The sequence below is a fragment of the Streptomyces sp. JB150 genome (assembly GCF_011193355.1).
Lineage (GTDB): Bacteria > Actinomycetota > Actinomycetes > Streptomycetales > Streptomycetaceae > Streptomyces.
Genome location: NZ_CP049780.1, coordinates 2,956,191 through 2,976,090, shown reverse-complemented (window position 1 = coordinate 2,976,090; position 19,900 = coordinate 2,956,191). Strand labels below are relative to the sequence as shown.

The window sequence follows — 19,900 nt, the reverse complement described above, 5'->3', positions numbered from 1 at the left end:
GCCGCCATGCGCGCCCAGTTCGTTCTGTCGGAGATCGGTGTCGGTCTCCGCCGCAATCTCACGATGACCTTCGCGGTGATCGTCTCCGTCGCCCTGTCGCTGACCCTGTTCGGCGGTTCGCTGCTGATGACCGACCAGGTCAACACCATGAAGGGCTACTGGTACGACAAGGTCAACGTCTCGATCTACCTCTGCAACAAGGCCGACGCCGAGTCCGATCCGGCCTGCGCCCGGGGCGCGGTCACCGAGGAGCAGAAGCGGCAGATCAAGTCCGACCTGGAGAAGATGCCGGTCGTCGACACCGTCACGTACGAGTCGCAGGACGAGGCCTACAAGCACTACAAGGAGCAGTTCGGCGACTCCCCGCTGGCCAGCTCGCTGACGCCGGACCAGATGCAGGAGTCGTACCGCATCAAGCTCAAGGACCCGGAGAAGTACCGGGTGATCGCGACCGCGTTCAGCGGCCGGGACGGCGTGCAGTCCGTGCGGGACCAGCGGGAGACCCTGGACAACCTGTTCAAGCTGCTGGAGGGCATGAACTGGGCCGCCCGCGCGGTGATGGCGCTCATGCTGGTCGTCGCGCTGATGCTGATCGTCAACACGGTGCGCGTCTCGGCGTTCAGCCGGCGCCGCGAGACCGGCATCATGCGGCTGGTCGGCGCCTCCGGCTTCTACATCCAGGCCCCGTTCATCGCGGAGGCCGCGGTCGCCGGTCTGATCGGCGGCGCGGTCGCGTGCGGCTTCCTGGTGACCGCGCGGTACTTCCTCATCGACCACGGACTGGCCCTCGCCGACCAGCTCCGGCTGATCAACTTCATCGGCTGGGACGCCGTCCTGGCGAAGCTGCCGCTCATCCTCGCCACCAGCCTGCTGATGCCCGCGCTGGCCGCGTTCTTCGCGCTGCGCAAGTACTTGAAGGTGTGACGCACGCCAACGAGGGCCGCACGGTCAACGGACCGTGCGGCCCTTCGTGTTGTCCTAGACTCACCGCCATGTCAGGTCGTGACCTGTTCTGTCAGCCCCGCCGCACACGCCGCGGGGCCGCCCTGACACTGGTGTTCACGAGCGTGCTCGTCGCCGGTGCCACGACGGGCTCCCTGCCCGGCACCGAGCGGGGGCCGGCGCCCGGCCCGTCCCGCGCGGCCACCCCCGCGGCCCGCCCCGACGAGGTCCGGGACGCCGCCGCGCGCGCGATGGCCGACGGCACGTCGCCCCTGGAGGCCGCCGAACGCGCCGTCAGCCGCAGCGGGAACCGCTGGGACGCCGTGTACTCGCAGGGCGAGTACGAGGAGTTCGAGGACGCCCTGGACGGCGCCTACACGGGCGTCGGACTGTGGGCGCGACGGGAGCGCGACGGGCGGATCGAGGTGACCAAGGTCGCCGCCGGCTCGCCCGCGGCCGAAGCAGGGGTCCGCGCGGGCGACCGGCTGCGCAGCGTCGACGGCCGCGCGGTCGACGGCCTGCCGGTCACCGACGTGGTCTCGTTACTGCGCGGCGACGCCACCGACGCGCCCGCCGGTACGCCGGTACGGCTCGGCCTGGAGCGCGGCACGCGCGCGTGGAGCCTCACCCTGCGCCGGGCCCGGCTCTCCACGGACACGGTGACCGTCCGCACCCTCCCCGACGGGAACACCCTCATCACCATAGGCGCCTTCACCAAGGGCACCGGCGGCACCGTTCGCGACGCGGTCCGGCGGGCCCCGCGCGACGGCGGGATCATCCTCGACCTGCGCGGCAACTCCGGCGGCCTGGTCACCGAGGCCGTCACCACCGCCTCCGCCTTCCTCGACGGCGGCCTGGTCGCCACGTACGACGTCGAGGGCGAGCAGCGCGCCCTGCACGCCGCACCCGGCGGCGACACCGAAAGACCCCTGGTCGCGCTCGTCGACGGCGGCACCATGAGCGCGGCCGAGCTGCTGACCGGGGCCCTGCAGGACCGGGGCCGCGCGGTCGTCGTCGGCTCCCGCACCTTCGGCAAGGGCTCGGTCCAGATGCCGAGTCGGCTGCCCGACGGCTCCGTCGCCGAGCTGACCGTGGGCCACTACCGCACCCCCTCCGGCCGCGCGGTCGACGGGCGGGGCATCACCCCCGACCTGGAGGCCGACCAGGACGCGCTGCGCCGCGCGGGGACAATCCTGACGGGCCTCGGGGGCTAGGGGGCGTCCCGCCGGTCATGCCGGGCTCCCGGCGCCTGGCACCGTGCGCCCGGCCCGGCGGCACCCACGCATAATGACTTCCCCCGCACCCCCCGCGTAGTGCGAAAATGGGCGGCACTATGGCTAAGGAAAAAGGGCGCAAACTGATCGCGCAGAACAAGAAGGCGCGGCACGACTACCTCATCATCGACACCTACGAGGCGGGTCTCGTCCTCACCGGTACCGAGGTGAAGTCACTGCGCCAGGGGCGCGCCTCGCTGGTCGACGGGTTCGTCCAGATGGACGGGCACGAGGCGTGGCTCTACAACGTGCACGTGCCCGAGTACAGCCAGGGCACCTGGACCAACCACAGCGCCCGCCGCAAGCGCAAGCTGCTGCTGCACCGCGCGGAGATCGACAAGCTGGAGTCCAAGTCCCAGGAGACCGGCCACACGATCGTCCCGCTGTCCCTGTACTTCAAGGACGGCCGCGCCAAGGTCGAGATCGCGCTGGCGAAGGGCAAGAAGGAGTACGACAAGCGGCAGACGCTGCGCGAGAAGCAGGACCGGCGCGAGGCCGAGCGCGCGATCTCTGCCGTGCGGCGCAAGCAGCGGGCGTAGCTCCGTCCGGGCCAGGGAATACGGTGGCACCGGGGACCGTTGACCCCGTATGATGGCCTCTGCACTCACACGTTGGGTGCGGTGATTGACAAATCAACATGGGGATGATCGGTTTCGACAGCGGCTGTCGAAGCAGGGGAAGCGTGTCGAGGAAGCGGCCATGATCTCGTAAACCACAGGCCGAAAAAAATAATCGCCAACACCAAGCGCGATTCCTCCCAGCAGGCCTTCGCCCTCGCTGCCTGATCTCAGGTAGCGAAGCGAGCCTCCTACCAAGGGAGTGTCAGCCCGGGGCTGTTCCCGACCCGGATCCTGGCATCAGCTAGGGAACTAAACCTCGATCCCGGTCACGGGGTGAAGAGGGAAACCACACAGTGACTGAGCCCGTTCCGGACTTGTCTGGGTGATCCGGAGGGCTGAGAAAATCGCACCAGACTGCACACGGAGAAGCCCTGGTTCCACACCGTTGGACGCGGGTTCGATTCCCGCCATCTCCACTTACCCCATGTGGGCACGGGCCCTGTCGCTTGCGAGCGGCAGGGCCTTTGTCATGGCCTTTGTCACGCCCGCCGGGTCTCAGGGCCACGAGCGTCCCTGGCCTCACGCCGATGAGCGCCGCCGCGCCGTGCTCGCCCGCACGGCCAGCCGCGGGGGCAGCAGGGTGGTCGCCGGGACCTGCTCGCCGTTCAGCTCGCGTATCAGGAGGTCCACCGCGCGGGTGCCGATTTCGGTGGCCGGGAGGGCGACCGAGGTGAGCGGGACGCGGGCGGACTCCGCCTGTGCGGTGGGGCACAGGGCGACGACGGAGAGGTCGTCGGGCACGCGCAGGCCGAGCCGGCCGAAGGCGTCGAGCAGGACATCCAGGACCGCCTCGTTGTGGACGACGACACCGGTCAGCGCCGGCTGCTCGCGCAGCAGCCGTTCCGCGGTCGCGCGGGCCGCCTCGGGAGTCGCCGCACACGGGTGGACGGCGGAGGACAGGCCGTGGCGGTCGGCGGCGGCGGTGAACCCCTGGACGAGGCGCTGGGCGTAGACGGTGCGGCGGACGTAGACCTCCGGCGGCGAGCCGATCAGGGCCACCGCGCGGTGACCGAGGGCCGCCAGGTGGTCCACGCAAGCCTCGCCCGCCGCCGCGAAGTCCAGGTCGACGCACGTCGGTGCGGTCCGGTCCGCCGCGTAGCCGATCAGCACCACCGGCCGGTGCAGGTCGCGCAGCAGCGGCAGCCGTGGATCGTGCAGCCGGACGTCCGTCACGATCAGCGCGTCCACCAGGGGGGTCTCCGCCAGCCGGGGCAAACCGTCCTCGCCGTCCCGGCCGTCGTGCCGCGTCAGGATCAGTACGTCGTGGTCGTACGCCCGTGCCGCGTTCACCACCGACACCGCCAGGTCCATGGCCACGGGGACGTGGACGCCCGCGTGCAGCGGCAGGACCAGGGCGAGGACGTTCGTCCTGCCGCCGTACGCCGACCGGGCGGCGTGCGGGCGGTAGCCGAGGGCGCGGATGGACTCCTGCACGCGGCGCCGGGTCTCCTCGGAGATCGGCCGTTTGCCGCTGAGCGTGTACGACACGGTGCTGGGGGAGACCCCGGCGTGCCGGGCCACATCCGTGATCTTGACCATCAGTCCCCCGGATCGATGCGTGACGCGCGGGTCATCGAAGCGCTTCGACGAGCGAAGGTATGGGGGGCCCGGAGGGCCGTCAATGGGTCGGGCGGCAATCCCGGTGGATCAGCGGAGCGAGGCGACGAGCGGCACGGGCCGGCGGATGCCGGGGGACAGGGCCAGCGCCGTCACGGCCGCCGCGACCGGCACCCCGTACCCGGCCGTCACCGACACGTGCTCCGCCGTCCAGCCGCCCACCGCGCTGCCGCAGGCGATCCCGCCCAGCAGACCGGTCACCGCCAGCGTCATCCCCTCGTTGAGCCGCCCCTCGGGCGTGCGCTGCTGCACGAGCGCCATGCCGGTCACCATCGTCGGCGCGGTCGCCATCCCGGCGATCAGCAGCGCGCCCGCGAGGACGACGAGCGAGCCGGTGAGCGCGGCGGCGAGCAGGGGGAGGGTGAGCAGCGCGGCCATGGCGGCGATGCACCGGACGTACCGGGTCTCGGCCGGACCGCCCGGCCGGACCCTGCCGTACACCAGCCCGGCCGCGCACGACCCGGCCGCCTGCAGCCCGAGGACGAGCCCGGCCGCCGTCTGCTGCCCGCGCGCGTCCGCGAACGCGAGCGTGACGACCTCCATGGCCCCGAACACCGTGCCCACGGCGACGCAGACCGCGAGCAGCGGCGGGATACCGGGCGCGCGGATCGGCGACGTGCCGCGCGCGGCCGCCCCCGCGGGCGGCGGCTCGGTGCCGCGCGCGGCGGCGAACAGCAGGACACCGGTCAGGAGCAGGACAACGGCGAGGAGCGTGCCCGCCTCGGGGAAGAGCGTCCCGCACAGGAAGGCCGCGAGGACCGGGCCGAGCATGAAGCACAGCTCGTCGGCCGCCTGCTCGAAGGCGTTCGCCGTGTGGAGCGACGCCGGGTCGCCGTCCAGCAGACGGGCCCAGCGGGCGCGGGCCATGCCGCCGATGTTGGGGGTGGTGGCGGTGGCGGCGTAGGCGGCGAACAGGGTCCAGTCGGGGGCGCCGTGGCGGACGCACAGCACCAGGGCGATGCTGCCGAGGCAGGCCAGGAGGGTGGCGGGCACGGCGATCCGGGCCTGGCCGTACCGGTCGACCAGCCGGGCCGTCCAGGGCGCGACCAGCGCGGTGGCGGCGAGCCCGGTCGCGGTCACGGCGCCGGCGAGGGCGTACGAGCCGCGCGACCCGGCGATCATCACGACCGCGCTCACGCTGAACATGCCCATCGGCAGGCGGGCGATCAGGTTCCCGGCGGTGAAGGCCTTGGCGCCCGGGCGGGCGAAGAGATCTCGGTACGGCATGGGGAACACCGTCCCCCGGACCCGATCAAGCGGTCCAACACCTGTTCGAGACCGATTGACGCACCCGTGTTGTAAATTCGCCCGGTGCCCGCCCGCCCCGCAAAGTTTCGCCCCGCGGAGTCCCGCCCCGCGGAGTCCCGCCGCGCGCAGTCCCGCCCCACAGACTCCCGCTCCATAGACCCCCGTCTCCTGCGCGCCTTCGTCACCGTCGCCGAGGAACTGCACTTCACCCGCGCCGCCACGCGCCTCTACGTCGCCCAGCAGGCGCTGAGCCGTGACGTACGGCGGCTGGAACGGGAGCTGGGCGCGGAGCTGTTCGTCCGCACGACCCGCCAGGTGACCCTCACCGACGACGGCGAACGGCTGCTGCCGTACGCACGCCGCGTCCTCGCGGCCCAGGACGAACTCCTCGCCGCCTTCGGCCAGGCCCGCCCCCTGCTCGTCGACCTCAACTCCGCCGGCCTCGGCACCCCGCGCCGCGTCCTGCACCGCGCCCGCGAACTCGCCCCCGAACTGGAGCTGATGGCCCGCTACGAGAGCGGCCTCACCGGCGCGGCGGAGGACCTGGTCGCGGGCCGCCTGGACGCGTCCTTCGGCCGCTACGCGGGCCTCGACCCGGCGCTGCGGCGCCAGTTGGAGCACCAGCCGGTCCGCTTCGAACCCATGGCCATCGTCCTCCCCGAACACCACCGCCTGGCCTCCCGGGAGACCGTCCCCCTGACCGAGCTGGCGGGCGAAACGGTCTACGCCGGCGCCGGAAACCCCCGCACCCCCGAGTGGACCGACCTCGCCCACCGCCTCTTCGAAGGCCGGGGCATCAAGGTGGCCCCACCGGTCCCCCTCGCCGTCGGCGACGAGGAATTCGAGCGGATCATGTCCAAGGGCGGCTATCCGGTACTCGCCGTGGTCGACTTCCCGCCTCTGCGCGGCTGCGTCCTGCGCCCGCTGGTCGACCCGGTCCCCCTGTCACCCGTCTCACTGGTGTGGCGCAAGGGCCTGAACCATCCGGGCTTGGACGCGCTGCGGAGGGCGGCGGCGGAACTGGCAGCGGAGGGGCAGTGGTTGCGCCGCCCGGCGGGGAGCTGGGTGCCGGGCCTGGACGTTTCGCTGGCAACGACACCCAAGTGACACAGTGACACGCAGGAGGGGCCTCGCCCGCACAGGCGAGGCCCCTCCCCGGCCGATCATGCCTCAGCCGATGGCGATACGGGTCTTCCAGTACGTCGTGGGACCGATGATCTGCGTTCCGGAACCGGTGAGTGCGGACTTGTCGTCGACCCCGCCGGAAACACCTGGTCCTATGTCTACGACGCTCGCGGCAGGGTGACGTCCACCACCGACCCCGACACCGGCACGACGGAGACCTGGTACGACGAGGCCGACCGCCCGTACCGCGTCAAGAACTCCCGTGGGCAGGAGACGTTCACCGAGTACGACTCCCTCGGCCGTATCCGTCACGTGCGGGAAGGCTCCGCGACGGCCACCCCCGTCAAGTCGTTCACCTACGACTCGGCGTATGGCGGAATCGGCAAGCCGGCGGAGTCCATCAGACGTACCTCGAACGGCGACTACGTCAACCGCGTCAACGGGTACGACGCCGAGTACAACGTCACCCGAAGCGAGACCGTCATCCCGGCGAACTCAATGACGACGGGCCTCTCCGGCACGTACGCGTACACCTATACGTACACGCCCACAGGGAAGCCGCAGTCGGTCACTCTGCCGGAGAAGGGCGGCCTGGCACGGGAAAAGGTCGTCACGCGCTACAACACCGACGGCCTCCCGGAGTCGACCTCGGGTCTGACCTGGTACACGTCGGACGTCACCTACTCGCCCTTCGGCGAGGCCCTGCGCACGGTCTCCGCCGCGCAGCCCTACCGCGTGTGGACGACGAACTTCATCGATCCGAGCACCGGCCGTCTCCAGCGCACCGTGGCCGACCGCGAAACGGCGACCCACCGCATCACGGACAACCGATACTCCTACGACGTCTCCGGCACGATCACGTCCAGCATGCGCGAGCTGGTGAGCGCGAGCGGCACCAGGACGTGGGACACCCAGTGCTTCACCTACGACGCCATGGGCGAGCTGACGCACGCCTGGACGTCCAACATCACACCCCTCGGGAACGGCACCTGCTGCAAGGCGGCAGGTGGCACCACCTGGGGCTATCGCGCCGACTACGCGCCATCCGCCGGTCCGGTCGCCGACGCGCCCGACGAGGCCACGGACGCGGCGACGCCCGACCCCAGGCTGACCCAGTCGCTCGCCGCCGCGGCGCCCGACCCGGCCACGGTCTCCACCGGTGACACCGCCTACCGCCAGTCGTTCACCTTCGACTGGATCGGCAACCGCGCGACGATGACGGAGCACGACACCGCGGACGCGACGAAGAACGTCACCTACCGCTACGGCTACGGCAAGCAGGTCACGGGCAACGGCACGACCGCGCCCTACCTGGCCCACCCGCACACGATGACGTCGATCGCCTCCACCCCGACGGGCAAGGACAGCACGTACTCGTACGACGCGACGGGCAACACGAGGATCCGCGACCTGCACGACCGGGACCAGACCCTGGACTGGACGCCCGAGAACAAGCTGGACGCGATCACCGACAACGGCACCAAGACGACGTACGTCTACGACGCCGCCGGCAACCGCCTCCTGGAGAACTCACCGACCGGTTCGACCCTCTACCTGGGCGAAACGGAACTGACGACGAACAGCACGGGCACCATCACCCGGGCCTCGCGTTCCTACGGCCAGGCCGGCGCCCCCACGGTGGTCCGCACGACCACCAACGCGGCCACGACCGGCCACAAACTGAGCGTCCTCCTCGCCGACCACCTCAACACCGCCAACACCTCGGTGGACATCGCCTCCGGCCAGGCCATCACCCGCCGTTCCTTCAAGCCGTACGGCGAGATCCGCGGCACGAAGCCGGCCAGCTGGCCCAACAAGCGCAGCTACCTGGGCACGGGCATCGACGACGCGGCGACCGGGCTGACGCACATCGGGGCGCGGGAGTACGACCAGAACTCGGGGCGGTTCCTGTCCGCGGACCCCATCATCGAGATCACCGATCCGCTCCAGATGAATGGGTACGCCTACAGCAACAACAGCCCGGTCAGCAAGAGCGACCCCACTGGTCTGTGCCCGAAGGACATCTGTGACGGCTACGGCCAGCAGACCGGCTCGACGAAGTACCCATCCCCGTCGTCCAGCAGCGGTGACGGAGGCGCCAGTGATAGAGGGGTGCAGGCCGTCGTCGTCGACCTCGGCGACGGCAAGCCTGCTCTCCCGCCGGCGAAGATTTACAAGCAGTATCAGCACAAGCTTCCGAGTTTGGGTCAGCTGCAACGGAACGGTGTCTACTTCAGTGATCTCAGCTATGAGCTGATGGTCGAGCTGTACTTCCGAGAGCGATGCACAGCAGGCACGAGCGCGATCGATGAATGCGGCGCACTCCGCAATTTTTACGACGGCTGGAAGCACGTCGACAAAATTAACACCATTGACACCTGCCCGATCTGCGGCAATATCGGCTTTCAGTCGATTGTGACCTACCTTGGCGCCCGTGGCGCCCGTGTGAAGTACGACTGCAGATGCTTCCTGGCCGGCACGGATGTCCAGATGGCCGACGGCACTACCAAGGATATCGAGGACGTCGAAATCGGTGACGAGGTCCTGGCGACCGACCCCGAAACCGGCGAGTCGGGACCACGAAGAGTCACCCGGCTCATCGTCACCGAGGAAGACAAATACTTCAACGAGCTGTCCATCGCCACAGAGGACGGCGTCGAAAAGCTCACGGCGACCCACGAGCACCCCTTCTGGTCCCCGTCGGCGCTGCTCTGGGTCGAGGCGAGAGACCTTAAGCCGGGCATGACCCTGCTGACCGACAAGGGCGACACGGTCATCGTCACGGCCAACCGCGCGTTCACCAGGCACGCACGGACTTACAACCTCACCGTTGACGACCTGCACACGTACTATGTGCTGGCGGGGCAGACTCCGGTACTCGTTCACAACAGCGGAGCGGGCCCTGACCCCACCTCTTTCTCGAACTTGATTCCGGAAGATACGCCGGAGTGGTTCAAGCCGATTGCTCCTGGCACCGTTCTCTCTCGCTCGGGAAACTATGCATACGTGGTGACCAGCGATGGTGAGCTCGTCATCGGGAAGCGAACGGCTGGCCATGTGAGCCTCGCTCAGGGCAGGGACGTGCTGGCTGCCGGAGAGTTCAAGACCAAGGGTGGTCAAGTCGTGTACCTCGACAATAAGTCTGGTCATTATCAGCCTTACGGTGCTCACGCTCAGAAGGCGGCAGTGGATGCCTTCAATAGGAATGGACTTGGTGCTGATGGGAAGTACATCGAGGCGTGGCGGCCTAGCTGCTGATCCGGTCGCAGAGTTCATGCAGGTCGTCCAGGGGGTCCTAGCTACTGCAGAGGAGACCTGCGGCGCAGAAGAACTCGAGCCGGGATTGGAGCGTGCTCTCGCGATTCTGCAGAGGAACCTTGAATTGAGAGGACAATTCGAGAGTCGCGTGATTGCTCTGATCGATTCCCCCCAGGAAGGTGTAGTTGAAACGGTCTCTTTCCTGATGCATGTGCTGCGTTGGGAGGCTGTCCGGGAGGCGGTCGAAGAAAGGATCAGAGACCCTCGAGGGGACGTCAGCAATATTCGGCTTTACGAGGCCATGTTGGACGCCTTCTCCGATTCCTGGCGTGACCGTGATCTCTTTGTGAGATTCTCTGGGGCATGAGGCCGTAGCCCCGCAGCGTGCCAGCGGGTAAGTTGCGAACACAAAGATGAAGCCCCGTCAGGTGCGTCCTGGCGGGGCTTCTGCGTGGGTGACGGCAGTAGTTGACGGCAACGTCAGTGGACGAGGGCGGTGCAGGGGGCGGTTCGTCCCCGTCGGAGCCGACCGTCTTGGTGGTCTCCCGGCCGCCGAGCGCGGTACCGAGAGTGTCGATGGCATCTCGCTGGAGGCGGAGTCGGACGTGGGCGTAGACGGTAGCGGTGACGCCGATGTGGGCGTGACCGGGGAGCTCCTTGATCACGACGAGTTCGACTCCCTGCTCCAGGAGCAGGGTCGCGGTCGAGTGCCTGAGGTCGTGAAATCGGATGCGGCGGAGGCCGGCATTGCGGAGGAGCGTGGTGAAGGTGCGGGTGAGGTTGGTCGGGTCGATCTGTCTGCCCTGCGCTGTGGTGAAAACCTGCCCGTTGTGCTGTCATGTGGAGCCTGCGACCTTGTGCGGTGGTGTGGAAGTGGGCGAGGAGGCGCGGCCGACGTGGCCCCAGCCCAGGAGCAGGAGCGGGGCGACGGTGTCCAGGCAGGCGCGGTCGTAGCGTCCGGCCAGCAGGGGTTCGGCGGTGTTCAGCGCGAGGGTGAGCAGCCCGCACAGGTGCAGCAGCCGGGTGCCGGCCTTCAGCTCCGCCTCGGGGACGCCGCGCAGGGCCAGGAACCGCAGCGCGACCAGGAGGCCGACCACGGACAAGTCCACCAGGGGGCGATCAGCGGGGCGATAGGGCGGGGGGACGCCGAGCCGCAGGGCCAGCGCCCAGACGTTGCCGAAGGAGAAGACGAAGGCCAGGACCGCGATGACCGCCATGACCACGGTCACGGTGCGCCGGGTGAACGGTTCCTCCGCCATGCGCGGAACCTCCTCTCGGGGCGTGGGATCGGAGGCGTTCAGGGCTTGGTCAGGGAGACGGCCGGACCGTCCGGCCCGTCGTCGTCGCCGGGGTTCGTATGGCCACTGGCATCGAGGAGGGCGTCCAGGCACGGGGCGGGGTCGGCGGTCAGATGGGAGGTGGCTTCCGCGATCCGGGCGGCGTCGGAGACGTACGGAGTGCGGATGCGGGTGAAGCCGGGGCGGCCCTGCATCGCCATCACCGCGACCCCGACATAGGCGGGGTCCTGCAAGGTGACCGGGCTGGCATCGGGCCAGTTGCGGATGTCGTCACCCAGCGCGGCCACCGCGGCCTCCACCGTCTTCTGCGCGAACGACAGCCCCACCGGGCACACGCCGCGGATGAACGTCGGGATGGCATCCCCGGTGGACTTCTGACTGATCAGGATCACCAGGATGCCGACGCTGCGGCCCTACTTGATCAGGTCCTCCATCAGCCGGGCGTTCTCCGCCGTCAGCGCGGCCCAACGTTTCGTCTCAGCGTCGCCGCCCTTGTACTCACGGAAGAACGTGTGCGCCTCATCGATGAGCACCACCGTGAGCGGCCACAGCCGCGAGGGGCCGACGTGCCACATGTTCTCCACGCCCAGCACGTCGCGGATCAGCGAGGACCGCCGCCGACGCAGCGCTACCAGGCGCTTGAACAGCGCGTTGGCCTCGTCCAGGTCGTCACCGCAGAATGCGAACATCCGCTTGACCAGGTCCGCATAGTCGCCCTCCGAGGCCCGCGACACTTTCCCGTCGAAGCCCACGATCTGCACGGCCGTCGACGGCGCGAGGTCACAGACGAACTTGTTCACCGCCGAGGTCTTGTCCGCGCCAGGCGTGCCGGCCACGGTCACCCCCGGCACATTCGCCAGGGACACGCACACTGGCGCCGCGTACTCGTCCACCCCCAGCTCCCAGCGCGACACCTCATCCAGCGGGCGGCCGGTGGGACGGTGCTCGGTCGGCGTGGTCAACGGGTCGGAGCGCACGCCACGGATCACCATTCGGCCGGGCCCGTCCGGCAGGACGGAGACCCGCGTGCACCGCCAGGCGTCGGCCAGGAATCGCGCCGCCCTCTGGTACTCCTCCAGACCAACCTGCGGCAGCGTCCTGGCCCGCACGATCACGCCGAACCGGTCCGGCTTGACCTTGATCCTGGGAGTCAGCACCCGGTGCGCGGGGGCAGGACTGTCCTTCTGCGCGGTGATCTGTGCCAGCAGGCCCGGGGTCTTGTCGGTGACCGTCAGTCCGGCCATCCGCGCCAGCCGTACCCAGCCCCAGCGAACCCGCATGGCCTGCCGGATGCTGACCCGCGTGCCCTGGTCGGCACGGATACAGCGCACCATTGTCCACAGCATCCACGCGCCCGCCAGCACGGCCACGATCAGCAGCACCTGCGGCGCGCGGTCGGTCAGGTCCTCCACGTCAGTCCCCCTCGGTATCGGATATCAGGCGGAGCATCTCGGTCAGATCCAGCCCGGCCGCGTCCGCTGGGGTCAGGCCGAGCCGGGCGAGTACAGCACCCGAGGCGGCGAACGTCGCCTTGCCCTTGGTGCCCGGCAAGGGGCGCAGCACGTGCAGCCTCCGCTGCGGCCCCTGGCTGTCGGGGCGGGTCACTGGACCGCCTCCGCCGCGACCAGCTCCAAGCGGGCGGCGCGGTAGGCGACGCCGTCGGGGAGCTGACCGTTGAAGATCCGCGCCCACGGGGTAGCGAACAGCTCCACCGGCCGGACCATCGCCCCGGGCTTGAGCCCGGCCGCCAGGTCGCGCTGGCATCGAAGATTAATGCAGATGATCTGAAGATGACGCGGACGGTGGCGAATCACTTCAGTGACGTGACCAAGGACAGCAGAGTGGTGCGGCCGTACATGGGTTCCGCTCAGGTCGTCCGTGAAATCATGGAAGGAAGCGGCCGAAGCTGGACCCGCGAGGGGCTGCTAGGGCAGTCGGGTGGGACCCTCCAGGTGCCATGAATGGGAAATCTGGCACTTGGGAACTGGTTGTCGACACCAACACCATCCTCCACTTCAACTTCGTCAGGTAGAGAATGGCGCACACGTTTACCTGTCAAGCGGTGAACCCGCTGGCGGGCACACTTCGCTACTCCGAGTCGGACCGAGGGTTCACCTTCCAGCTACGGAACTCTGACGACCTGACTTGGCTGGTAGGTGGCGGAGGGAGTACGAGTCTCGTCGCTGACACCCTTCAGTTGCAGGTCGCAGTGGACACCGGTCGCGCTTTCTACGTATGGGGTTATCTACCGAAGGAGTCGTGGCGGCGGGCGGAATTGAAGCTCCCAAGCTCTGCGAGTGGCAGAGTGACCGAGGAGCTGGATGTCCCGCCACTTGAGGCAGGTATCTCCGTATCGATCGCGCGATCAAACTGGGAGGTGCTGTTCGATGAGAGTTCCGGTCTGGTTCGAGTAGTGCGGGATCGGCAAATTCCGGAGAAGTTGGTGGAGATCGCTAATGGCGTTCATCTTGGTCTAAGTGGGGCCATGCTGAATTCGTTCTGACTTTCCCCGAAATTTGTCGAGTAGACCGCCTTTCAGTGTCCTTTCTGGAGTGCCATGCGAGGACCTTCGGGTGGGTCCCCAGGGGCGTTGACGGCAACGCCGCCGGACGGCGACAGCTCCACGAGGCATCTCGTGGGGCCGTCGGCGTTGTGGGAGGAAGTGGAGCGAAACCGGCTGGCAGGATGCCAACAGGGGTCCTGTCCGGCCTCAGGGTGCTGGTGAGGGCGTTGATGGCTTGGTGCTGGAGGCAGAGGCGGACGCGGGTGTAGACGGTGGCGGTGACGCCGATGTGGGCGTGGCCGAGGAGTTCCTTGAGGACGACGAGTGCGATTCCCTGCTCCAGGAGCAGCGTCGCCGCCGTATGGCGAAGGTCATGAAACGCGTCGCTGCCGCGGTTGATCTGGTTCTGGACGGAGGGGGCCCGTTCAAGTCAGTGTGCCTGCAGCGACCGCAAGCGTGTCGCTCAAGATCATGTAAGCAACTGCAAGTCGGAAGGTCCTGCCAGGCGCTGTCCGAAAGCGCTTCCGTATGGGATGAGCAGTAGCTGACGGGAACGTCAGTGGACGCGGGCCTGAGTGAAGGCTGTCAATGGCGTCTTGATAGATCGGATCCTCAGGTGAGCAATCTAGAGTGCTGTTGTCCCCCCACACATGTCTGTGGCCCGCCCCGCGGGCCGAGTGAGGAGAAGCCGTGACCGACCCGACGCCCATAGCCCTGCAGCAGCAGATCGCCCACGAGCTCCAGGTCAGCGAGTCCTTCGACGCTCGGGAGGAGATCGAGCGGCGGGTGGCTTTCCTGGCCGAGCGGCTGACGTCCACGGGGCTGCGGGCGCTGGTGCTGGGGATCAGTGGCGGGGTGGATTCGTCGACCGCCGGGCGGCTGTGCCAGCTCGCGGTGGAGCGGGTGCGGGAGGCCGGTGGCGAGGCGACGTTCTTCGCGATGCGGCTGCCGTACGGCGTACAGGCCGATGAGGCGGACGCGCAGCGGGCGCTGGAGTTCATCCGGGCCGACCGGGTGCTGACCGTCGACGTGAAGCCCGCGAGTGATGCGGCGCTGGAGGCCGTCGTGGCGGGCGGGACCGTCTTCCGGGACGCGCACCACCAGGATTTCGTGCACGGGAACATCAAGGCGCGGCAGCGGATGATCGCGCAGTACGCGGTCGCCGGTGCGGAGAACGGGCTGGTCGTCGGGACCGATCACGCCGCCGAGGCCGTGTCCGGGTTCTTCACCAAGTTCGGGGACGGCGCCGCCGACGTCGTGCCGCTGACCGGGCTCACCAAGCGGCGCGTGCGGGCCGTCGCCGCCGAGCTGGGCGCCCCGGACTCCCTCGTCTGGAAGACCCCGACCGCCGACCTCGAGACCCTCGACCCGGGCAAGCCCGACGAGGACGCGCTCGGTGTGACGTACGACGACATCGACGACTTCCTGGAGGGCAAGCCGGTCGCCGAGCCCGCCTTCGAGGCGATCGTGCGCCGGTACCGGCTCACCGAGCACAAGCGGCAGCTGCCGATCGCTCCCTGAGCGGCCGGGCAGTGAACGTACGCAGCGTGCTGGCCCCCATGGCCGCCGCCGGGGCTCTCGTCCTGGTGACCAGCTGCGGGAGAGTCGGCGGGTACGGCCCCGAGGAGCGGGCCATCACCGTGGACGCGGGGGACGAGTTCACCCTGGAGGTGCCGGCCAGCCCCGCGCTCGGGTAGAACTGGTACCTGGCCGAGCCCCGGCCGGACGCGGACGTGCTGGAGTACCGGGGCAAGCGGGAGGAGATCGAGGACGGCGGCGATCTCGTCGGTGGCGGCGACGGCACCCGGTTCTTCGACTTCACCGCGCGGAAGTCGGGGAAGGCGACGGTGATGCTGCTGCACTGCCCCATGGGCAGCTGCCACAGCGGCACCGAGTCGGCGACTCCGTACCCGAGCGCGTCGGCCTCCGGTACGCCCTCGATGAGTCCCTATCCGACGGCGACGAGCACACCGGACGACCGGCCGGCGTTCTTCGTCTACGCGGTCACGGTGCGCTGACCTTGGTCTCTCGGTGCCAGCGCTGCGACGAAGCTGGTCCAGGTCGCCGGGTGGACGGTGAGGTGCGGGCCGGCGGTCCGTTTCGAGTCGCGGATGTGGACGCCGGTGGGGGCGGTGGCTATTTCGACGCAGTTCGAGGCGTCGCCGCTGTGGCTGGACTTGCGCCAGATGAGATGGGTGGACATGCGGATGCCTTTCAGAGGTCGCGGGCGATACGGCGGATGAGGTCTCGCGAGTCTTCGGGATCCAGGGCGCTCGCCTCCATGTGGTCGATCACGGCCCGGTACTTGCCGAGCTGGGCCTCGCCGTCCAGGAATTCGCATCCGTGGTGGGCGTCGAGCTGCACGGTGTCGAGCTTGCGGACCGCCCCGGCCACATAGTCGACGCCTTGGCCGGTGCCGTGGAAGCCTTCCTTGCCGAAGGGCACGACTTGGACGGTCACGTGCGGGAGTTCGCTCATGTCGAGGATGTGTCGGAGCTGGGCGACAGCCACGTCCCGGCCGCCGTAGCCCATTCTCAGCGCCGCCTCGTGGATAGTCGCTGTGTAGGGAGTGGGCTCCTCACGGTGCAGGATGCCCTGCCGCTTCATGCGGTGCGTCAGGCGGTGCTCGACCTCGTACTGCTGGAGGGGAGGGAAGACGCCCCGAAAGAGCGCGCGGGCGTGGTCGGTCGTCTGCAGCAGGGCGGGGATGTGGATGACCAGGGCGACGCGCAGTGCGGTCGCGTAGTGCTCCAGCTCCGCCAGGTCGATCAAGCCGACCGGGAGATGCTCCCGGTACTCGTCCCACCAGCCTCGTGTCCGCCCTCCGGTCATCTCCGCCAGGGCGTCGATGAGCTTCTCGTCGCCGCACTGATACGCGCGGGCGAACGTGCGCACACGGTCGGCGCTCACCGCGTAGCGGCCCGACTCGATGCTGCTGATCTGGGCCTGCTTCACTCCGATCAGTTCCGCGGCTGCGCTGGACGTCAGCCCGGCATGTTCGCGGAGTCTGCGCAGCTCGGTGCCCAGACGCCGCTGGCGCAGGGTGGGATTGGTGCTGGCTGGCACTCGGCTCTCTCTCGTCACGGCCCGGTCCTCGCGGGTCACCCACAGGGAGGAAACTGTGAAGTCTTTCTCCTGTTCGATGTTAAGTATCACACTCGCCTCTTATGGTGGACCACGCGCGGCTCAACTGCTCTGAGCGCGCCAAGTCCCCTTTCTCCCGGAGGTGTTCCTTGGTCACCGTAGCCCCGTGCCGGCCCTGGGCGTACGCCCTGCGTCTGCCGCATGACCCCCGCGCCGCACACATCGCACGGGTGACCGCGCGGGCCGTGCTCAGCTCGCACGGGCGGCGGGACGTGCTCGACGTCGTCGAACTCGTGGTGTCCGAACTCGTCACCAACGCCTATCTGCACACCGACGGGCCCGCCTCCCTCCGGTTGACCGCCCTGGACGGCGGGCGGCTGCGGGTGGGGGTGTGGGACGGCGACCCGTACATTCCGCCGCCCTTCCGGGAACCGTCCGGAGCGCCGACAGAGCCCACCGGCACGGTCGACGCGGAGCGTGGGCGAGGGCTTCTGCTCGTGCGGGAGTACGTCGATGTGTGGGGTGGGTGGCCGGTCGGTGAAGAGGCTTTCGGGCGGGGTGGCGGGAAGTTGCTGTGGTGTGAGCTCGGTGGAAAACTGCCCGCGTTGCTCAAGTGAACAGAGTGACCCGGACGAGACGGGGAGTGGGTACGGGTGAGCAAGCGGCAGATACGGAAGATGCTGCGGTTGATGGCCAGCGGCGAGCCCGTGCAGGTCACGAGTGCGATGGCGTCCGTGAAGAAGCTCGCCAGGCTCGCCTTCATCGCCCAGCAGTTCGGGTACGAGTACGCCGATGTGCGACAGGGCGGGGCCAACAACAGCTCGCTCGTCATGCTCATCGTGCCGGACCCCAGCCCCCACGCCCGGGCCCGGGCCGCGCAGAACTGGGCGCAGTATCCGAACGCGGGGGACGGGGTGTCGCTGCCCCCGTTCGTGCCGGACGCGCTGGAGTTGCTCAAGGCACGGATCAACTTCGACCTGACCGGCAAGGGCGTCGAGAAGCGGATGGCCTTCGCGGCGGTCGGCGTCACCGTGGGGTCGGCGGCGCTCGCCGTGCAGGGCGGCTCCGGTGCGCTGCTCTGGGGCGCGATCATGTGGGTGTTCCTCATGGGCATCCTCGCGTTCGGGTTCTTCTTCAACCGGCGGCGCAACGCGAAGTTCGCGGCCCGGCTCCAGGCCGCAGGGTTCATCCCGGTCACCGATGAGGGCGGGCGGGTGCGGTACCTGCCGCCGGGTGCGCAGCTGCCGGGGCACGGGAACCCGTTCGCCCAGCCGTACGCCCCGCAGCAGCCGGCGTACCCCCAGCCGTACGCCCTCCAGCAGCCGCCGTACCCCCACACCCCCGCCCCCTACGGGCAGCCCCCCGCCCACTGAGGCCACTGAACCTCTCATCCCGTCCCCGGCCGGGGTGAGAGCAAAGTTCCTTTCCGGTCACCCATAGCCACAGGCAGGAAACGCGCCCTCCCTACCTTCGGGATGAACCCGAGCCCGGAGCACCGTGGAGGCGTCCATGACATCCCCTAGTTCAGCCCCCGCACCCCCGTCCCCCGGCAGGGGCTCGTCCCCCGGCCGAGGCGGTCGCTGGATCCGGCACTGGGATCCGGAGGACGAGACCTTCTGGAAGGAGAAGGGGGAGAAGATCGCCCGGCGGAACCTGTTCTTCTCCGTGCTCTCCGAGCACATCGGGTTCTCCGTCTGGACCATGTGGTCGGTGCTGGTGCTGTTCATGGGACCGGAGTACGGGCTGACCCCGGCCGACAAGTTCCTGCTGACGTCGGTGGTCACCCTGGTGGGAGCCGTGGTCCGGGTGCCGTACACCTTCGCCGTGGCGATCTTCGGCGGGCGGAACTGGACGGTCGTCTCCGCGGCCATGCTGCTGATCCCGACCATCGCCGCGTTCACCGTGATGGAGCCGGGGACCTCCTACTCCACCTTCCTCCTGGTCGGCCTGCTGGCCGGCGTCGGCGGCGGCAACTTCGCTTCCTCCATGACCAACATCAACGCCTTCTTCCCGATGCGGAAGAAGGGCTGGGCGCTCGGCCTCAACGCCGGCGGCGGCAACATCGGCGTGCCCGTGATCCAGCTGGCCGCGCTCGCGATCATCGGGGCCGGCGGCGGTCCCCGCGTCCTGCTCGGGATCTACATCCCGCTCATCCTCGTCGCCGCCGTCCTCGCCGCGCTCTTCATGGACAACCTGGAGAACGTCAAGAACGACACCGGGGCCGCCAAGGACGCCGCCCGTGACGGCCACACCTGGATCATGTCGTTCCTCTACATCGGGACGTTCGGGTCCTTCATCGGGTACTCCTTCGCCTTCGGGCAGGTCCTCACCAACCAGTTCGGGCGTACGCCGCTCCAGGCGGCCTATCTGACCTTCATCGGCCCGCTGCTCGGCTCGCTGATCCGGCCCCTCGGCGGCTGGCTCGCCGACCGCTACGGCGGCGCCCGCATCAGCCTCTGCAACTACGTCGGCATGGGCGCCGCGACCGCCGTCCTCGTCTACGCCAGCATGCAGAAGTCGCTCGCGCTGTTCGTGCCCGTGTTCGTGGTGCTGTTCGTGCTCAGCGGGCTCGGCAACGGGTCCACCTTCAAGATGATCCCCGGCATCTTCCACGCCAAGGCCCTCGCCAAGGGGCTGCGCGGCGAGGACGCCGCGGCCTACGGGCGGCGGCTGTCGGGCGCGTCGATGGGACTGATCGGCGCGGTCGGCGCGCTCGGCGGCGTCGGCATCAACATGGCCTTCCGCCAGTCCTTCCTCTCCTACGGCTCCGGCACCGGCGCCTTCGTCGCCTTCCTGGTCTGGTACGCCGCCTGCTTCGTGGTCACTTGGTCCGTATACCTTCGCCGCCCGGCCCGGTCCGAGGCCGCGACCGAGCCGGCCACCGAGCGGAAGCAGCAGCTCAGCTACGCCGAGGTATGACGTAACACCGGC

20 protein-coding genes, 1 other RNA gene and 3 pseudogenes are annotated in these 19,900 nt (G+C 69.0%); 14 read left to right on the top strand and 10 right to left on the bottom strand.

Features of this window, described 5'->3' with window-relative positions; genetic code table 11:
* Nucleotides 1-6 precede the first annotated feature (6 nt).
* From ftsX to ssrA, 4 genes are all read left to right on the top strand, one after another.
* A complete protein-coding gene (gene ftsX, locus G7Z13_RS14030; RefSeq protein WP_165999263.1) occupies nucleotides 7-924 on the top strand; it encodes a permease-like cell division protein FtsX in 918 nt (305 codons plus the stop codon).
* A gap of 68 nt (nucleotides 925-992) precedes the next feature.
* Entirely contained in the window at nucleotides 993-2,156 is a 1,164-nt protein-coding gene (locus G7Z13_RS14025) for a S41 family peptidase (protein WP_165999261.1), read from the top strand.
* A gap of 119 nt (nucleotides 2,157-2,275) precedes the next feature.
* Nucleotides 2,276-2,755 carry an SsrA-binding protein SmpB gene (gene smpB, locus G7Z13_RS14020; protein ID WP_165999259.1) on the top strand — a complete coding sequence of 160 codons (480 nt, stop codon included), beginning with the start codon at nucleotides 2,276-2,278 and terminating at the stop codon, nucleotides 2,753-2,755.
* A gap of 100 nt (nucleotides 2,756-2,855) precedes the next feature.
* Nucleotides 2,856-3,255: a transfer-messenger RNA gene (gene ssrA, locus G7Z13_RS14015) on the top strand.
* Between the two features lie 100 nt (nucleotides 3,256-3,355).
* On the opposite strand, the gene G7Z13_RS14010 is transcribed toward ssrA, so the two are convergent.
* Together G7Z13_RS14010 and G7Z13_RS14005 are read right to left on the bottom strand one after the other, a co-directional pair.
* Nucleotides 3,356-4,375: a LacI family DNA-binding transcriptional regulator gene (locus tag G7Z13_RS14010; protein ID WP_165999257.1), complete on the bottom strand. Its 1,020-nt coding sequence runs from the start codon at nucleotides 4,373-4,375 to the stop codon at nucleotides 3,356-3,358.
* Between the two features lie 108 nt (nucleotides 4,376-4,483).
* A complete protein-coding gene (locus G7Z13_RS14005) occupies nucleotides 4,484-5,680 on the bottom strand; it encodes an MFS transporter (protein ID WP_165999255.1) in 1,197 nt (398 codons plus the stop codon).
* 174 nt (nucleotides 5,681-5,854) lie between these two features.
* Between G7Z13_RS14005 and G7Z13_RS14000 the strand changes: the two genes are divergently transcribed.
* The 3 genes and pseudogenes from G7Z13_RS14000 (at nucleotide 5,855) to G7Z13_RS13985 (ending at nucleotide 10,451) form a co-directional block, all read left to right on the top strand.
* Nucleotides 5,855-6,808 carry a LysR family transcriptional regulator gene (locus G7Z13_RS14000; RefSeq protein ID WP_166004935.1) on the top strand — a complete coding sequence of 318 codons (954 nt, stop codon included), beginning with the start codon at nucleotides 5,855-5,857 and terminating at the stop codon, nucleotides 6,806-6,808.
* 141 nt (nucleotides 6,809-6,949) lie between these two features.
* Nucleotides 6,950-10,084 (top strand): annotated as a pseudogene (locus G7Z13_RS33640) (polymorphic toxin-type HINT domain-containing protein); the annotation flags it as partial.
* Nucleotides 10,032-10,451, top strand: coding sequence for a hypothetical protein (locus G7Z13_RS13985; protein WP_206313066.1), 420 nt, complete (start codon nucleotides 10,032-10,034; stop codon nucleotides 10,449-10,451). The pseudogene G7Z13_RS33640 and the gene G7Z13_RS13985, both read left to right, overlap by 53 nt.
* A gap of 184 nt (nucleotides 10,452-10,635) precedes the next feature.
* Here the strand turns inward: G7Z13_RS13985 and G7Z13_RS13980 are convergent.
* The 5 genes and pseudogenes from G7Z13_RS13980 to G7Z13_RS13965 all read right to left on the bottom strand — a co-directional run.
* A pseudogene (locus G7Z13_RS13980) lies at nucleotides 10,636-10,935 on the bottom strand (tyrosine-type recombinase/integrase); the annotation flags it as partial.
* Nucleotides 10,921-11,343, bottom strand: coding sequence for a hypothetical protein (locus G7Z13_RS13975; RefSeq protein ID WP_240926563.1), 423 nt, complete (start codon nucleotides 11,341-11,343; stop codon nucleotides 10,921-10,923). The pseudogene G7Z13_RS13980 and the gene G7Z13_RS13975, both read right to left, overlap by 15 nt.
* 38 nt (nucleotides 11,344-11,381) lie before the next feature.
* Nucleotides 11,382-11,774 carry a hypothetical protein gene (locus G7Z13_RS33635; RefSeq protein ID WP_240926210.1) on the bottom strand — a complete coding sequence of 131 codons (393 nt, stop codon included), beginning with the start codon at nucleotides 11,772-11,774 and terminating at the stop codon, nucleotides 11,382-11,384.
* A 21-nt stretch (nucleotides 11,775-11,795) separates the two neighbouring features.
* Nucleotides 11,796-12,794, bottom strand: a complete 999-nt coding sequence (locus tag G7Z13_RS13970) for an FtsK/SpoIIIE domain-containing protein (protein ID WP_240926209.1) — start codon at nucleotides 12,792-12,794, stop codon at nucleotides 11,796-11,798.
* Between the two features lies 1 nt (nucleotide 12,795).
* Nucleotides 12,796-12,945 carry a hypothetical protein gene (locus tag G7Z13_RS13965; protein WP_165999253.1) on the bottom strand — a complete coding sequence of 50 codons (150 nt, stop codon included), beginning with the start codon at nucleotides 12,943-12,945 and terminating at the stop codon, nucleotides 12,796-12,798.
* Nucleotides 12,946-13,687: 742 nt separating this feature from the next.
* Between G7Z13_RS13965 and G7Z13_RS13955 the strand changes: the two genes are divergently transcribed.
* Complete coding sequence (locus tag G7Z13_RS13955) at nucleotides 13,688-13,885, top strand: hypothetical protein (RefSeq protein WP_165999250.1); 198 nt, start codon at nucleotides 13,688-13,690, stop codon at nucleotides 13,883-13,885.
* A 208-nt stretch (nucleotides 13,886-14,093) separates the two neighbouring features.
* Here the strand turns inward: G7Z13_RS13955 and G7Z13_RS13950 are convergent.
* Nucleotides 14,094-14,264, bottom strand: a pseudogene (locus tag G7Z13_RS13950) (tyrosine-type recombinase/integrase); the annotation flags it as partial.
* 311 nt (nucleotides 14,265-14,575) lie between these two features.
* On the opposite strand from G7Z13_RS13950, the gene nadE reads away from it, so the two are divergent.
* From nadE to G7Z13_RS13935, 3 genes are read left to right on the top strand one after another with little or no spacing between them, the layout of a single operon-like run.
* On the top strand, nucleotides 14,576-15,406 hold the full coding sequence (gene nadE / locus G7Z13_RS13945; protein ID WP_165999248.1) for an ammonia-dependent NAD(+) synthetase: 831 nt from the start codon (nucleotides 14,576-14,578) through the stop codon (nucleotides 15,404-15,406).
* An 11-nt stretch (nucleotides 15,407-15,417) separates the two neighbouring features.
* The gene (locus G7Z13_RS13940) at nucleotides 15,418-15,582 is read left to right on the top strand and encodes a hypothetical protein (protein ID WP_165999247.1); all 165 of its coding nucleotides are present in this window, start codon (nucleotides 15,418-15,420) and stop codon (nucleotides 15,580-15,582) included.
* Nucleotides 15,583-15,618: 36 nt separating this feature from the next.
* Nucleotides 15,619-15,903, top strand: a complete 285-nt coding sequence (locus tag G7Z13_RS13935; protein WP_165999245.1) for a hypothetical protein — start codon at nucleotides 15,619-15,621, stop codon at nucleotides 15,901-15,903.
* On the opposite strand, the gene G7Z13_RS13930 is transcribed toward G7Z13_RS13935, so the two are convergent.
* Both G7Z13_RS13930 and G7Z13_RS13925 read right to left on the bottom strand, forming a co-directional pair.
* Nucleotides 15,882-16,088, bottom strand: coding sequence for a DUF397 domain-containing protein (locus G7Z13_RS13930; protein ID WP_165999243.1), 207 nt, complete (start codon nucleotides 16,086-16,088; stop codon nucleotides 15,882-15,884). The genes G7Z13_RS13935 and G7Z13_RS13930 overlap by 22 nt on opposite strands.
* An 11-nt stretch (nucleotides 16,089-16,099) precedes the next feature.
* The gene (locus G7Z13_RS13925) at nucleotides 16,100-16,951 is read right to left on the bottom strand and encodes a helix-turn-helix transcriptional regulator (RefSeq protein WP_165999241.1); all 852 of its coding nucleotides are present in this window, start codon (nucleotides 16,949-16,951) and stop codon (nucleotides 16,100-16,102) included.
* Between the two features lie 101 nt (nucleotides 16,952-17,052).
* Here G7Z13_RS13925 and G7Z13_RS13920 point away from each other — a divergent pair, with 101 nt between their 5' ends.
* The 3 genes from G7Z13_RS13920 to G7Z13_RS13910 all read left to right on the top strand — a co-directional run bounded on the left by G7Z13_RS13920 (nucleotide 17,053) and on the right by G7Z13_RS13910 (nucleotide 19,888).
* Entirely contained in the window at nucleotides 17,053-17,586 is a 534-nt protein-coding gene (locus G7Z13_RS13920; protein ID WP_165999239.1) for an ATP-binding protein, read from the top strand.
* A 36-nt stretch (nucleotides 17,587-17,622) separates the two neighbouring features.
* A complete protein-coding gene (locus G7Z13_RS13915) occupies nucleotides 17,623-18,342 on the top strand; it encodes a hypothetical protein (RefSeq protein WP_206313064.1) in 720 nt (239 codons plus the stop codon).
* A gap of 136 nt (nucleotides 18,343-18,478) precedes the next feature.
* Nucleotides 18,479-19,888, top strand: a complete 1,410-nt coding sequence (locus G7Z13_RS13910) for a nitrate/nitrite transporter (RefSeq protein WP_165999237.1) — start codon at nucleotides 18,479-18,481, stop codon at nucleotides 19,886-19,888.
* Nucleotides 19,889-19,900 lie beyond the last annotated feature (12 nt).